The organism is Clostridium boliviensis, assembly GCF_033342255.1.
Taxonomy (GTDB): domain Bacteria; phylum Bacillota; class Clostridia; order Lachnospirales; family Lachnospiraceae; genus Lacrimispora; species Lacrimispora boliviensis.
Genome location: NZ_JAWONS010000221.1, coordinates 57,881 through 74,873 on the forward strand (window position 1 = coordinate 57,881; position 16,993 = coordinate 74,873).

General features: G+C 41.9%; 5 protein-coding genes and 1 tRNA gene. 1 reads left to right on the plus strand and 5 read right to left on the minus strand.

What is annotated here, in order from left to right:
- Window positions 1-21: 21 nt before the first annotated feature.
- Window positions 22-94: transfer RNA gene (locus RZO55_RS14425), tRNA-Thr, on the plus strand.
- Window positions 95-144: 50 nt separating this feature from the next.
- Here RZO55_RS14425 and RZO55_RS14430 read toward each other — a convergent pair.
- The 5 genes from RZO55_RS14430 to RZO55_RS14450 form a co-directional block, all read right to left on the minus strand.
- Window positions 145-348: a holin gene (locus tag RZO55_RS14430; RefSeq protein ID WP_318064967.1), complete on the minus strand. Its 204-nt coding sequence runs from the start codon at window positions 346-348 to the stop codon at window positions 145-147.
- Between the two features lie 306 nt (window positions 349-654).
- Complete coding sequence (locus tag RZO55_RS14435) at window positions 655-1,413, minus strand: IS110 family transposase (RefSeq protein ID WP_336624305.1); 759 nt, start codon at window positions 1,411-1,413, stop codon at window positions 655-657.
- 254 nt (window positions 1,414-1,667) lie between these two features.
- On the minus strand, window positions 1,668-1,793 hold the full coding sequence (locus RZO55_RS14440; RefSeq protein ID WP_318064968.1) for a hypothetical protein: 126 nt from the start codon (window positions 1,791-1,793) through the stop codon (window positions 1,668-1,670).
- 31 nt (window positions 1,794-1,824) lie between these two features.
- Window positions 1,825-2,184 (minus strand): molecular chaperone Hsp90, encoded by a 360-nt coding sequence (locus tag RZO55_RS14445; RefSeq protein ID WP_318064969.1) that lies wholly within the window; start codon window positions 2,182-2,184, stop codon window positions 1,825-1,827.
- A gap of 236 nt (window positions 2,185-2,420) precedes the next feature.
- The gene (locus RZO55_RS14450; RefSeq protein WP_318064970.1) at window positions 2,421-16,910 is read right to left on the minus strand and encodes a SpaA isopeptide-forming pilin-related protein; all 14,490 of its coding nucleotides are present in this window, start codon (window positions 16,908-16,910) and stop codon (window positions 2,421-2,423) included.
- Between the last annotated feature and the right edge of the window lie 83 nt (window positions 16,911-16,993).

Below are 16,993 nucleotides of genomic sequence, written 5' to 3' on the forward strand. Positions count from 1 at the left end.
CACTTGCCGAAATTCCGGATTGCTTCCGTAGCGCAGTTGGTAGCGCAACGCATTCGTAATGCGTGGGTCGGGGGTTCGAGTCCCCCCGGGAGCTTACTTAAAACCTCGTGTTTGCGGGGCTTTTTTTATGCATATATGTCCCTGTTACACTTTCAATTCAGGTAGTCCGGCTATTGACGTAAGAAGTGAGATAATACCAGCCAGTCCAGCTGTAGAAGCTACCATTACCCAGTTAACTTCCGACATAGCCGCTGTAGTTCCTATTGTGGCAATTGCGGTCTGTGCCATTGTTTTTATCGCTCTGATTCCTGCAGCTTTTATCCATCTTATCAGATATTCTCTATTCATTCCTTTTTCCTCCTCATATAGTCAAGTCTTTTTCCTTGAAAAATCAAGGTTTTTTGTTTCTTTATCTCAGGTAAATGAGCCATTGTTATGGATATTTCTCTGTATTGAATACTAAAATAGTGGTATCAGGGTACACGAAGTAAAACGTCTTTGCTTTTCGCTTTACATGGCCTTGTGTATACCCATCCCTCTATGGCAGCTAACCTCCTGTGTCCACCTGGATCTCCATCCGTTTCCGCATGCGTCCTAACTACCTTCGTTCTGCCTATCCATAACCAGGGTGTCAGCTTAGCTCCTTTACTGGGTCTATGCCCTATGGAAAATATTCCTGCCGACTACTGGCTCATTCTTTCTTTTGATTACTGATTTTGCTCCCACAACAGCGTTGTTTAAAACGGACGTTTTCCTGTTGCTTTTTACTCCGTCCACACCTAACGCTATAATGTCTACCGGCAATGGTGCCTGTGCTAAAATCATCAATCCACTTTTTGCATCTTTCTTCCCATAAACGTCTTTGTATTCTGGAAAGTAAATGCTGAACCATCTTGCAATCCTATTAAGAACCCTTGTGAGTTCCTCCTGCGCCTGAAATCTCAGATTTGAAGCTGTCCTAAGCTCTGCATAAACACCTTCCGGAAGGTAAGGGTAAGAGAATCGTCCCTCATTAATTAGTCCTGCAATAACTTTTGGATCTTTGCGATCAGTCTTAGTTGGATTGTTATCATCAAGTTCTTTGGATTTCTTTACGTGATGGGGATTGACAAGAACAGGTTTCATGCCGTTATCCTGTAAGAACTTACCAAGAGCAAACCAGTAGTGGCCTGTTGGCTCCATCCCCGGAAGCACAGCCTGTTTATCATGCTTCTCTCCCAGTTCATGCATCCATGCTAAAAAGCAGTTAAATCCAGCTTCTGTATTACTGAAGGAGAAGGCCTTCTTTGAGTACTCATAACCTCTCCAGTCAAAAGCTCTGGCATAGTGCATTTCACTTCCAACATCAATACCAACCACTAAAGTTTTTTCTGTAATAGTTCCTAATTTTGCATTCTGTGTGTTATAATTCATTTCTAGATACCTCTCTGTTTAATAAGATTTTTTACTAACCGGCAAAGTCAGTAATCTTATTTTACACTGAGGTATTTTTTTCTCAACCTTCTTTCTTGGAATTCCCTATATTTGAATTATACAGGAAGCTCCTTATAAAATTGATCTATACTATAAATTATGCTGGCCCCGACAAATGTATTAATGATTCTACATTTCCATACAGTTGAATAATAAAAAAAACCGACAATTAAGCCGGCTTTTTATAATATTAATCACGTATTCTTCTTTATATAAATTTTGAGTGCTTTAATAGCAAGAAATAAAGCATACATGCCCATTCCTACACCAAATAATCCTAAAAGTAAAAGAATTAAATTAATAACCGAAAAAATCATCATTACTCACAGCCCTCCTTAAAATACCGAAGTTTTATCCCAAAATAACATCTTTCTTTTCAAGAATTGCCGTAGCTGCTGAACAGGCCGGACAATCACAATAGATTGCCCCTGCAGACTTGATTTCCTTAGCATGTCCAGCTATATTCTTTGCAGTATCTGCTCCGAAAACACGAATTCCGTCATCAGATTCTGCAAAACCGATTAACATGTCAATTGGTACCACATCCGCTTTCAGCTCATCCATAAATTTCTTGGTTTCCATTACTTCCTGTTCTGTTCCAACGGCATCCAACCAGTTCTGGGCTGCTGTTTTTGCCTCTTTACTACAGGACGGTGCATTGATCAATTCGTGTGTTTTTTCAACAATATAATCCAATACTTCTTTACTCATATGGTAAACCTCCTTCTTCATCTGGAAATTAGTTACATTTTATCACAAAAAATATAGTTTTTCAATTTCAGATAGTAACAATATAGAACTACCACATTTTAAATAGGGAATCACCAACTTAGTCATTATGAACAGGCCATAAAAGTTGACTTCGAATGTTAACCTCATTTGCTCTACGGAGATATTATCTATTCCTGTCTGAGGAAACTGTAGAAGAAAAAATCGGCTTAATATACTTAAATATTTTTTCTCCTTATAATTACAATTAACGTCACAATACCAGCAAGCAAAAAATATATGAGCCACCTCCCAGCCAGACCCGTATCACCTGTTCCAGGCAGTCTGTCCAGCCAGTTCCAAAATCTCTTTCCTTCCTGATTGGATATTCCAAGGCCTTTCAGGCTTGATTGATAGGTTGCAGTTATAATCCCTTTTTTCTCTCCTCTTTTAGAACGGTTGAGCAACGTAAAATCTCCTGTTACAGTTCCATCCTCTGCTACCAAAATTGTCAGAAATGTGTCAGTCTTTTTATATCCCACGGGAGCTTTTACTTCATGCACAGTATATTGCCCGGAACGTAATGGATAGTAAGATAGCATACCGGTTCCATCTGTTACACCATGAAATACCGCCTTTCCATCTGCATTTCTTATCACCAGTTCAGCTCCCGCTAATCTTTTCATTGTTTTGGCATCTGCCTTTTGAATCTGAACTTCCGGTGAGAGGTAATTAACGACTGATACTATGCTGTTTTCTGATACCTCACCATTTTTAATGGTAAATGAATAAGTATGATCTGTAGCAAGATAACCAGGTGCTGATTTAGTCTCCTTATAGGTATAGGTTCCATTCTGTGGCATATCAAACTTTACATAACCATCCTTATCAGTTTTAACTGCCAGATATAGCTCCCCATCAGACTGATAAATAGAAAATTCAACACTTTCAATACCTAGTCCTGTTTCGGCGTCAATCTTCTGGATAATCATTTTACCTGAATCAATATCTGGTCTCTTTGGATCTGTCATTGTAATTTCCAACAGTTTTGCTTCTTTGGGAACAGTAAATGCTATATCTGAGGAACGAAAATATCCCATTGGGGCATTTACCTCATGGAGATAATAGGTTCTGCCGGCAATTAATTTTCCGGTAATATCAATAACCTCATCGGTTGAAATAAATTCCGGAATGACCACATTCTTTTGTTGATCCAATATCTGTAATGATGCACCTTTTAAAATTTCACCAGAAGTATTTATTTTTTTAATTTCAATTTTTGTTTTGTCATTTCTCATCTCAACCAGGTCTATTCCGCCAGCCTTTCTGACTGTAAAACTCACATTATCTCCATATGCATATCCATCTGCAGGCTTATTTTCGATAAAGTGATAAGTTTCACCAGCTATTAGCTTTCTGATTATTTCATGAGGCAATTCCCCGGATATCCATTCATCAATTACATTCCCAGCATTGTCTACTACACTCATGTGATTGCCCGAAAGCTCCTCTATGCCAGTAATTGCCTTTTTAGATAGTATTACGTGGGTTGGATCATCAAACATGATTACAGAATCCTCTTCCCCCCACTGGCTGACCACGAAAGGTACATCCTCTGCATAAGCATATCCAGACGCTGGTTTAATCTCATGAAGCCAGTAATTTTTCCCGGCATCCATCTGACCTTTTAGTATTTCGGATTGGTCAGTAGTTGTAAATATAAGGTTATCTCCCGCATATACTCCATTTTCAGATCTTATAGCTTTTGCCGGTGTTTTATCTTCATTTAAAATCTGAAGGATGCATCCCGGAATCTGGCTGACCGCTTCTGATGGAGTACTGGATGAGCTGACCGCTTTTTGGATTATAACTTTTGTCTGCCTGTCCCTCATGATCACGTTAATCGGCTGGGGAGTCACTGGTACAGTAAATTCCACATTCTGACTGTGAGAATATCCCGCAGGCGCCTCCTCTTCTATCAATTCGTAGGTTGTTCCTGCAATCAGAATCCCATTTAACTGGTATGGCATTTTTACCGGAGAGAAGGTTTCTATTACGGTTCCGGTCTCTTTTTCCCTGATAGTAAAACGTCCCCCAGTTAAAAGTTTACCGGTTTCTTCGTCCACTTTTGTAATGCTTATTTCTGTCTGTTTATCTTCCATTATAACAATTTCCGCAATTCCACTTTGATCTGCAATAATATGAATATCTTTTTCAATGGCGTAACCCTGAGGCGGGAGATTTTCCCGGAATATGTATCCATGGTTCGGAGTGACAAGTTCTGGTGGAATTACGACTGATTCATCTTTTATGGTAAACTTAAAAAGAATTTCTCCATTATTCTCATCTATAAAGCTATAATGACCGCCAGAAAGAACTTGCCTGGTATCTCTGTCTCTTTTTACGAAACTCAGATTTACAGGTTTATCTTCCATATCAACATTATCAATCATACCGGTATCATTGATGGTAAACTCATAAATTCCTGTTGTAATACTGCTTTTATCACTATATACCGTTGTTTCTTTTAACTGGTAGGTTCCTCCTGCTGCCAACAGTTCTCTAATCAATTTATTATCCCTGTTGTTTACAAATATGGCACTCTGCAGCGACTTCTGTATCTCTCCTGATCTGATCCCTGTTTCCTGTACATAATCATCTGAAATGTCCTGACTTATTTCATATCTTGTGCCATACGGGAGTTTTGTAAAAGTTATGGTTCCATCCCCAGCCAGAGTTATAGTCCCTTCTCCTTTAATCCGTCCCATGCAAGAGCCTCCATATGCCTGGTATCCGGTTAAAACAGATCCATCTTTGTCTGTAAACTTCACATGACAGGTAAATGTATCCGTCTGCTTCTCTCCGGTACCGGTCAGCTTATTTATGATGGTAATTGATCCGTCAGAAACGATTGGATTTTCCAGAATCGTGCGTTTTGATACAGCACCCACTTTTGTTTCAAACCATGCTCTTGCCTGACCCGTCTCATCTTTTACAACTACAGCCATTTCCATTGTACCGCTTTCATAAGCCGCAATGTCAGTAAGATTCCATGTAATCATGCCGTTGTGTTCCGTGCCGCAGTCAGAGGATCTTAAATATTCCAGCCCGTTGGTTAAATCCGCCTTTACCAGAATATCTGACGGGTGATTATAGGGGTTCGTAAAGGAAATGGAATACTTCATAACACTTCCTGCTTTGACAGCTGCGAAATTGGCTCCAACATTACTTGATACTCTGGCTATTGGAATTTCTTTGACAACCGGATTTATAACTGTGTGATCGTGGTTATCTTCATTGATCGCCCAACTTGCCAGGACATTTCCTTCCTTATCCGATAATTCCTGTCTGGTTCCCAGATATGTTCTGGAATGCAATTTATACATACTGTCTTCATTAAAATAGATCCTCCTGGTTTCTTTAAAAGTTTTCTCCGATTTTCCATCTGAATATTTGGTATATTCAGAAATATCATACAAATGGCCTTCGATAATACCATCCATGGCAGTAATAATCTGATTATCTCCGGTTCCTATTATTGCTGGTAATTCAAAACCGGTATCCAGATCCTTTAGTATGGTATACACCTTTACAGGGACCCGGCCGGTTACGGTAAGAGCTTCTATGGTTCCGTTTTCAACCGCTGGTTTGATAACATTAAAATCATTGGATACATTTTGTATGCCAGTTCCAAATTTATTAACGGTAAATTTTACAGGTTTTGAAATAGCATATCCAGATGGAGCTTTTATCTCCTCCATGATATAAACCTGATTTGCTTTCAGTTTTTTCTTTAGTATAAAACCATCATTTTGGGTACGAACGATTGATATAGCTCTGCCATTCTTTTGATATTCCCCATCAATTACTCCAGCTTCATAAATAGCAATTTCCGCGCCCTTTACGGCCAGTCTGGTATTAAAGTCTGTTTTCCGGAAATAAATCTCTGTCGGATTATTTAGAATCTCGCAGCTATATTTAACTTCCTCCCCGCTTTCAGCCCCATCAAACCGGAACTTTTTCTTACCACTGCTTATCTGATAATAATCAGGAGGAGAAATTTCTTCCACGGTGTAGTTATATGGATTTATTGTTCCATCTGGCTGAACCGCTCCGACTGGAAGATCTTTTAAGGTGGCGGTTCCATCGGTGCCGGTTGTGATGTACCAGACGACTCCTGTATTCTTATTGGTTATTTTAAACCTGCCATTTTCTAGTCCTTCTCTGGTATCAGAAGCTTTTTTATTAATTTCCAGGGTTCCAACGGTAGGGATATTAGTGATCCGGTAAAACGGCACTTTTTCTCCTTTCACTTCTATCCTCACAGGTTGTGCTTTCTGCATATAAGCAGGCGGTGTTACTTCTGCAATGTAATATATTCCATTTGAAATCTTGCTGATCCTGTGAGGTTTTATATCTCCTACTTGAAACCCTTCTATAATATCATTATTAAACTGATCCTCTTCAGTATAACGGCCATCTGCTCCGGAAATCCATGTTTCTATCATGTGTGTATCATCCTTTACAAAATCACCTGCTAAGCCGGCCCGGTACAAGGCCAGTTCTGCTCCTTCAACCGTATACTGATTGGTTCCATCAGATACAACTTTTAATACGTTGATGAACTTTTCTTCATTTTCCAAACTGACGCGGTGTACGGCTCCGGTCTCGGTTAGGACTATGGCTTTTGGATCAGCTGCATTATAACCAGAAGGAGTTTTCTCTTCCACCAAAACATAGGCTCCAATCTTTTTTTCATTTTTTTCCAGATTTAGAGCCAGATAATCCATACGGTGCATTCCTTCTAAGGTATCATAAGTTTTGATCCCTCTAAATTCTTTATAATTAAACTGGTATTCGAATATAAGAGGCAGCTGACCGTTTGTATCAAGAGAACCATTTGTCACATTCCGGTAAATGGTGATCCGAATGGTCTTTCCTGTATCAGTGTTCCATGTTTCCACGATCCCCTCACCATTTCCCACCTGAATGATACTGGTAAGAGAAGCAGTCCGCTCTCCTGCTCTGGTGTGCCAGGTAAAGGAAGTTAATTCCTGTCCCTTTTCTTTGTAGGCAGCTTCAAAATCTGGAATAAAGCCGGAATGGTTATTCTTTAGTCCAAAAAGAGCTTTTAATCGTTCCATGATACTGGTGTTAATCTCTGTTTCTTCTGTATACTCCGACAAATTGTCCGTGATCCACTGATCTACCGGTTTTGTATGGTCATACACCGGTTTTCCATTCTCTATTAAAATATTTCCATTGGTGTCCGTTTTCGCTTCATATAAAGCAAGCGTGGCTGGGTGTTTATTGGAAAGAGGAACCTTATTCCCTTTCCTGTCTGTATCATACTTAAAAATTTCCAGCTTGATATGATCGTTTTTCAGATTGAACGATTGAACTTCTTTCGTTGCATTGATGGTTAGCTCCATAGACTTTCGAACATATCCAGCTACAGCCTCAAGTTCTTCTAATATATAATCTCCGGCCGGGATTTCCTCAAAGTATTTTGGGGTTCCGTCAGTGATCCAATCGGCCGTCACGGTCACCGGTGCATTATCTGCTTTATTTTCTACCATCCACTTAGCTGGTGCTGCTTCAGCTTTCACCAGATAATATCCTTTGGGGTAGGTTTCACTGTCAGTTGTGTAAACACGGTTTGCCTTATAAATTGCTAAATGAGCTCCGGGTACCTGGCAGTAGCTATAAGCCCCCTTAGGCTCCGTGACAGTTAGTCCGTCCTGATAGTCGCTGATTATTTTACATGTCTGTTCACTGGCTGCATCAGTTTTTACAATTTCCACCTTGATCTTTTCATCTTCCATTTCAGTCTTTTGTTCAGCTCTTGATTCCTTTACCGTAACACCTTTGGGAAACCCTTTTGTATAACCGGAAGGAGCCGTTACCTCTTCCATGATGTAGGTCCCTGGAATCACTCTCTTTAGCATATCTGACTGGCCGGCCGTCATAACTGACTGAAACGGATCGTTTGGATACTTTTCTCCGCTAATCCAGGTGTTTTCCATTACCCATGACTCCCCCTGACGGTGGTAGAGTTTCTTATCGTCAGTAGTATTCTCTTCCTCTCCGATGTCCTCCATTCCAGTCTGATTGTTTACGCTATAGGAAGCATTGTTAAAGGCTTTTAGTAAATCATCGTATTTGTAGCGAACGAAATCTCCGTCAATGTCATAAACCGGATCTCCCTTTTTATAGGTTTCACCTGACCGTTGGTAATACTCCGGGAGGCCATGACCATTCAGGACTGGATTCATGCTTTTCACCAGGCTATTTCCGTTGTAAGTTCCAGTGATGTATTCCTGATCCGTATCGGCGCTGATAGCAGCGATTCTCCAGGTTTTTATCTTCTCTCTGGCAATCACTGCTCCGGTTTCCGTCCGGGAGATTTTTACCGGCCATACCAGAAGCTTGTCTCCTTCCTTCGCGAAAGCCATACCGGTGGTCGAATCAACGTATGCATCCCGGTTTCCATTCTGGTCAAGGTGATACATGGTAGTACCAGAAGATAACGATAATATTTTATCAGTCACGGAATACTTTACAGTGGTTAAATCCCCTCCAGTCAGCTCAAAAGCCGGTTGTCCATCTTTCAACACAAAAATAGAGTTCTGATTTTTCACTAATACTTTGTTTCCATTTCGATCACGACCATAGAGTTTACCATCGGTTCCTGATTCTGTAACCGTTAAGTTACTAAGAGAATAATAAAGGATATTGGTATCAGCCCTGTCACTGGTTTCATATGTCCAGGTACCGTCACCATTTTCTCCTAAAAAACTCCCTTTTACGTCCTGCCCGATAGGGTGGAACACGCTGTCCTTTCTTAAAAACTCCACGGTTGTCCCGGCATGACCTTTTAATACCGTTATAGACTGGACATTGTTATTTCGGTCTCTGGTCACTTTCACGCCGTTGTATCCAAAATCTCCGCTGTCACCGCTCTCTGATATGCTTATGGCATCGTAAAGAGCCATCTTAGCCCCAGATACATAGCGGTTGTGATCATCAGCGGTATCCAGTGTTCTTTCTATCAGACCATAACCAGCAAAAACACCATCTACATAAATCAGATTTACATTCTCCCCGGCGTCTTTTCTGGACTGGAGGTATTCTATGGTTCCTTTGTACCAGGCATAGCTTAAGTAGGTTCCATTTTTATATGCGAACTCTAAATTTTCCATTCCGTACTTCTGTTTTAAATCCAGTTCCGTCCCTTCAAGCCTGGTATCCGTTTTATAGGTTACGGTATGATCAGAATCTTTAATCTTAGACACTTCAAGTCGGACCGGAGTATTTCCTATATAGATTCTGGCAGTATCCGGATTTAATACTTCTTGATTCTTGTCCTCATAGATTGCTGCAGCTACCCGGCTGTCCCTGTCTCCGTCAAGATAATAGGTTGTCTGGTCGGAATATATTTCAATTGCTACCGGTTTGGTTCTTGCATAGCCAGCCGGGGGCTTGATCTCACACAGGACATATGTACCAGCTCCAAGGGACTGTGGTGTTACTAAATAACCTGTATTCTGATCTTGATAAGAAGTACTTGTTAAATCTCCTTCCTTCGCCTGTACTCCATCCCTGGTGGTCGTAATAGCCTCAAACTGCCCGGTTCTTCTTCCTTCCTGATCGGCAAATATTACCTTCTCCTCCTCTTTACATATCGGGGTTCCTGCTGGTACAGTTCCGGCCCATGTCTCTTCTGACTGAATGATGTTACTGGCACCCATGGCTTCTAAAAATTCCTTTGAGCCTTCAATATCAGTATCAGCTTCATAAAACTTTACCAGACCGTCCGTATTTTCTCCGTCCTCTCTGGATGCTGCATAAAGGGCAAATAAAGCTCCATCTTGGAGGAGGTTTTCTCCGGTTTCGGAATCCAGCTTTTCAATCCGTAACCGGCTTGTGTAAAAGGTGTTCCTATATTTTTGGTAAGCGTAACCCTTATAGCTTGATGTTCCATCTGGATTCTGTACGGTATCTGCCGTTTCATCAGCTGGCTCTGCTACACTCCACGGTACCAGCATGGACGCATATTTCCCGTTATAAGCTGTCTGCATTCCTTCCATAACCGTCACATTATCCCGATAAACCTCTCCATCTCCGGAAGGGAATGAAACATTGTCATAGGTCTGTTTATCTTCGGATACAGAACCGTAACGGTAGATTTTTTCTATCCCGTCTGTCTCGTAAGTAGAACCATTTGCTGTACTTTTTCTTTCGTTCCCATCATCAGCCAGATAATGGCTGCCTGGATTTCCTCCGGTCGTTTCCGAATCGACCATGGTATTGTAGTAATCCTTTACCGGATCATTCCCTCCCTGAGTAATGGTGAAATGTCCTCGTCCTGATGGATCACCGGCAGATGAGCCGGAAAGCTTGTTAAGGTCTAAGCCGTATTGATAAAGTTCATAATCCCCCAGGTAATTGTGCGCCCGAATTACATAATTCTTTAAATCTTTTCCACCTTCTCCCGGCCACTCCTCGTTAAAGCGGATATGGTATTTGGAGGAAAGCTGTGAGACGTTATCCGCTGCGTTATAATGGTAATAGCTGCTTAATACCTCCGGTGTCTGAACTGATCCTGATTTACCACCCTCGTATACCGATGGAAGTTCGATTTCCTTTGGTGCAGCGGTTTTATAATGCTTGTTAAAAAGGTCCCCTAAGTCTTTGTTAAAGGGCTGCTGTTCTACAGCCACATAAGTTCCGTATGGAAGATATTCCGATATTCCATAGCAGTAACCGGCTCCAGCATCTCCTAAATCTGCACTGAGCGTTGAATTGTCTTTATCCTTTCCTCCGTCTGTTTCACTGTCCCAGCTGATCGAGTAGATTTCATCTAAATCATAAATAAAGAACGGTTTTAAATAGTTTTCAGCCTTCTTGATCGCATCGGAAAGAGCTTTATCATAGATTTCATCTGAATATGTCTCGTTTTCTGCGGCGCTTTCTTTCTCCCCAGCCGGATTATCTTTGACCAGCTTTGCTACTTCATCGTCTAAGTACCAGGTAATGGCAAACTGGCGTACATGATCAGACCGAAGGGCGTTATCTTTTGCGGTATCTGAGGTATTGATTTTATTTTCAATATCCGCATTGTTATGTAAGGCTGGATATTCTTTTTCCCCACCGTTTATTCCAAAAAGGAGTTTTTTTATAATTGCAAATGGTTTAAAGGAGCTGCTGTTATTATCTGTCCGATCCCACTGGTCCTCATTGGCCACTTCTATTGCATCAAAGAATTTGTCATAATTGTTACAGCTGACCTCACGTTCATTTCCAGCCTCGTCTTTGACTGTTTGCTTCGTTTTCTCCAGAATCGCCGTGTAACCTGGGTTCTGATCTGGATTAATCAAGTCACTGGTATAGTTGTATAGTTGTGTATTGGCGATTGTTGCCTTGTTTGAATCCTTGCTTAGTGGATTGGTCTGGTAGTCTACTCTGGTATAAAGCTTCTGGACTTTTTCGGGAAAAGCTGCCCGGTAGGTATTGATATCCACTGTGTTACCATTTCGATCCTGCCATGTTACGGTTCCATCCTCTGCCCGGTAGAGCCGTTCTAAATTTGATTTTAAGTAAGCCTTAAAGCGGAAGTTTTTTAAGTACGCCGCATTCGCTCCGGTTCCTCCCCCATTTTCAGTAAAGTGATCTTCGTGTCCAGTTTCTGCATAGGTGTTATCTTCATAAGCTTCTTCATTATTTGTAGAAATATCCTTTGTAATCTTGATCTTCTGCATAATGGGACGCTCTTCTATAGAAACCTTCGTTTGACGTGTCCCACCTTCTGAATATAACTGGTTTTTATCATAACGCAGCATAACCGTTTCAATGTAGGTTCCTGCCCCGGCCATGTTGGGGGATACGGAGATAGTTCCGTAATACCCCGCGTATCCCCCCGGTGTGGTATAGGTTCCTTCAACAAAATCATCTGTATAGGTGATCTTGTAATCGGTGGAGGTGGTTCCATCTTCTCCCCCCACCTCTATGGTATAACAGTTCCCATCATAGACAGCCGTTACAGGCGTGTCCATGTCTTTCAGCTCGTATCCGGGAGAAACCTGGACCTCTTCCTGAACCATGATTATCTTAATGCTTCCATCGTTATTCCGGATCGGTTCGCCCTCACTGTATACCCAGTAAGTACGTTCCGGGCTTTCCGTCACCGTAATAGCTGACAGATCTTCCAGATAGACGGTTTCTTTCTTTGACAATTCACCGGATCTTACCTTCGCATAGGTCACAAATCCGTTTGAGTTTTCGGTTGAATCTGCAAACTGATCCTGCGTATATGGTACATACAAATATCCGGCTATTTCCGTTCCATTGATGTCAAAATAAATGTCTTTCTTTATGTAAAGTATCTTTAATACTTCATCATAGATACTTGCCGCTATTGAAGTGCCCACCCGGTAGGAATAGCGGATTACTGCTTTTCCATCTTTTATTTCTTCTATTTTTAAACAGTTAAAAGCAGATAGCCCGGCAGTTTCCATTCCTTCATATAGGCTTTTGGCCTGTTCCTCAAAGGTATGTCCCTCTACCGGAATCAGCATCCACGGTGCACTCTCATCTGGCTCCTTAAAGGAAGCCTTCTTTAATGCGGCGTTGGCATCTTCTGCGATGTCCCCAGTATTTTCCTTATCCTGAAAGGTTGGAATCGTATAACGCAGAGCATTATCAGGCCGGGCTGCGGTATAGTCATACTCCGGTTCAGATACCTTAGTGACGGTAGCTGTATCTCCGTTTGGCAGGGAAATGATATCCCCAGCCTTTGCTGGTACAGATGCACCGTTTATAATGACTTTAGCTCCTTCCGTTTCTGCCAGTGCGTTTTCTTCTCTGATTACATATTCCGTATGCGTTCCGCTTGGATCTTCTACCACCTGGCTTTTCGTTGTATAAAAGGAGGCTCCTTTTGGAATGTTCTGCGCATAAATCTGATACCCGTTTATGGTTCCGCTGCTCTTTACCGTAAAGGTATTAATTCCCTTTACCCGATCTACGCCAATAGTTCCTGCAGATACGTTTCCCTCCGCTGACGGATTCCCGCCGGCCTGAAAAGCGTCCTTATTACTAACAGCTGCATCCTTTCCATAAACGGACAGCTCAAAGCCTTCCGAACGGGTCAGTTCCTTAATGTAATACTGGGTCCCATCTGCATTTACGATCAGGGGCCGTCCGATCCAGCAGTTTCCGTTTAACGCTTCATTATTTTCTATAGGATAGGAATGGCTGCTGTCCCCGGTACCGTCCTTTCCCTGGTTGGAGGAAAGCTTCTCATAACCGGAAGACAATTCATTCCGGCTGTCTGTAAGGGAAATGCTGCTTCCCCTTTCGGTATGCCCCTCAAAGCTTTCAATATCTGACTCTTTTCCAATTGCTGCTCCCATGCCGGTGTAAAGGTTCCCTGGTGCCTGCTCTGCCCAGCCGTTACTTGTCTTTTCGATAGCACCGGTCTGGTAATTGAAGGTATATCCGGGAGCCTGGGTAATGGCTAGGAAACTGGCATCCCCATTCCGATCTGTTGTCGCAATGGAAACCAGATCATCTTTTTGAAACACTACTCCGGAATGTCCGTCTGGATGAGGGATATCCGTTGCCGCAAACAGTCCGTAGACAGCCCCTTCTAAAGTTCCATCTCCCTGGGAATCTCCATAGGCATTGTAGGAATCTTTTTCACCTTTCTTCAAGTCCATATCCTTCTTATTCATATGGATATCTCCCTCAGTCCGATGGTCAAATGCTATGAAGGTCCAGTCTTTCATTGAAGAATCAAGAAGGTCAACACGGCTTGTATCAGTAGATTCCGGAAGAGAAGAAAGGGATGAACCACTCACATCGGACTCATCATCTCCGAAGGATCTAAGGGAAAGAAATGATGCAGCATTATTTGCCATGGTTTGAACCTTAGATGCCAGTAATTTAACACCGGATACCAGACCTTCCAAAAAGCCAGTAAAGGAAATCCCTCCATCCACTCTATCTGCATTAGATCGAGTAGCTGTTTTCTTTATTATAGCTTCAGAAGCTGATGCAACAGGTTCCTTCACAATTACAGGATCAGGATTTGCAATTGTTTCCGGCTGTGCTTCTGTAGTTTCTGGTTCAGCCGCTGTGGTTTCTGGTTCAGCTGCTGTAGTTTCTGGTTCAACTGCTGTGGTCTCCGGTTCAGCTACTGTAGTTTCTGGTTCAGCTGCTGTGGTTTCCGGTTCAGCTACTGTGGTTTCTGGTTCTGTTACTTCCGTAGTTTCTGGCTGAGTCTCTTCTACCAGCTCCGCTTCGGTATTCTTCACGGCTTCCGGCTCAGACTGTCTTTCAACCTCTGCTTCAGTCTCTCCTATTGCTTCTGTCACAGCCTCAAAACCCGCCACGTTATTAGAGGTCCCAAAGCTGACAAACATACCTGCCTGATCTGGCATTCCGGTTTTTGGAACCGGTACTTGTACAGCCTCTTCTGACAGACTGTCCTTTTCCATGTCTGGTCCACCACCACTAAAGCTACCACCTGAATGATCAATCCCATGGGAATTGTAATCTTTATATTCACTTGAAGTTACAGTACGCCACTCCATAGGAATATCATCCGGGTGGCTTCCGTGAAGGGAATAGCCAGGAGCCGGATTTGTTTCCTTTGCGGAATACTCATAGTTTAAGGAAATGAAGTCCTTATAAAACTGATCCCTGTCTGCTTCCAAGGCTTCCCTTTGTGTCGTTCCGGTTGGATCAATGGCATGAAAGAAACCACCTTCTTTTACACGATCCTCACATTCCTTTACTCCTTCCAGCCACTTAGCCCATGCGGTATCGTGAATCTCCTGATTATATTCCTCTACGGCTTCAATTTCATCTTCATTGGTCTGCTCCCCGGTCTCCTCATCATATTCCGGTTCCGGGACTTCCTCATACTCAACGACAGGAGCTGGATGACCGCTGCAATATCCTTTCTGATAGGTATAGCTTCTTGAATCATGATGTGCTACTTCACTATGGATATTCCCTCTGGAATCTACATAATGAAGCACTCCGTTGGAATCCGTGATATGCTCATCAGCATTACATGGATCATTTTCCGGATCAGACCAACGTTCAAACTGGGAACCGGAGGAATTCCCCTGGTTATAAAGGTTAGATTCTGAATCATTCAGCCCTGTATCCCCATCATAGTTTAAGGATATCCGTTCCTCATCATTTCCGCTATCCTCTTCCCATGATGCCCCGGTTAGGGAGCCTAAGTTGGAAGAATAATCTCCTGCTCTTCTTAAATCCAGATTCGTACTATCAAGTTGGGAATCATCAAACTTTTCTAAGATATCCCAATGAGTATCAGCCAGGGGCTTTCCGGTTTCGGAATCAAAAGCATTAAGACCTACGTTATAATTGGCTCCAAAACCCTCTGTATGTTTATAGCGGTTTACTACCGCTGTGCCGGCTGAACCTGAGCCGACACGGACATGAACCTCTAAGTCCTTATCCATTTTGGCGGCAAAGTAGGTCTGTGAAATATCAAAAGCATATCTATTAGGATTCCTCGGATCATTTGCATTTGTATAAAATTTAAATGTAGCAAGTTGTGCAGAGCCTAAGTCTTTTGCTAAGTCTGCCCCTATCTGGCTTTGATTTGGCCAATAAAGAGTAGCTATTCTTTTTCCATCACTGGGTACTTCCCCATTCATAGAAGTAAAAACCAATCCTGCCTCCGTTGGTCCTGTAAAGGTCCAGTCACCGTAAAGATCCTTAGCAGAAAGATGCTGGTAATAGTCTTTTACCGCATCATTTGAATATGGAATTGTAATGGTATAAGTATCTGAAGCATGATCCATCTTTGCAAAATAAACCGTTTCCTCAGAATCTACATCAAATTGCTTAGTAATCGTTGCTGCATCCCATACATTTCCAAACATCCACTCGGCCCAGTTCTTACACCCTCTGGCTGCATATTGGGAATCAATTTGGGTACTGGTAAGCTGATTAAACACGGATCTATCCCCTACAGAGTTGGGATTCATCTGCTTTATAACCGATCTGTAATCAGCACTGTCACGAAATGAATTTAAATCCGCTTCCCATTCACCGGTAAACTCACAATTATTGGCTGCAATCCAGTTGATAATAGCTGCTACAATATATTTTGCAGTTCCAGCATTCGCGTCATTACATGCAGCTATACTATCATTGCGTCCCATATGGGTTGCATAAATGTTCATAAGAAAGTTAAACTTCTTCAGCTTCGGCACTTTTGCATTATCCCCATCTGGGAACTCTTTTGGCATGTCATCCACTGTCCAATACTTTTGAAAAAACGCCTGGCTTCCAAGATATATCCTGGAACTCTCACTATGCATAGCTACGCAGTAAAGAAAAATTTTGTCGAACTCATCATATCCACTCTCAGTTGAACTATTGTTTTTTACCAGATATTGCTTCGCTCCTGCCGGGAAATTTCCTTCTTCAACTGCCGCTCCTAAATGAAAGTCTTTGGTTTCATACATTAGACCAGTGGGAGTATACCCTTTACTATTTGCTTCTCCACCATATGCACTAGGATTCCAAGATACCCAGGCAGACGGTTCAATCGTCTGTGCATAATCTGCAAAAGATACCATATTTTTCGGTATGTATGGGAGAAAAGCCATCGTAGCTAAAATCACAGCCATAAAAGCCGCTGTCTTTCTTTTCAATTCAAGTCTCTGTAACCATTTCTTCATTTTATTTTCCTCTATTTGCAATAAAAAAGACTACCGATTATGTTTTAACCGATAGTCTTAAAAAACTTTTATTCTGTTAGAAA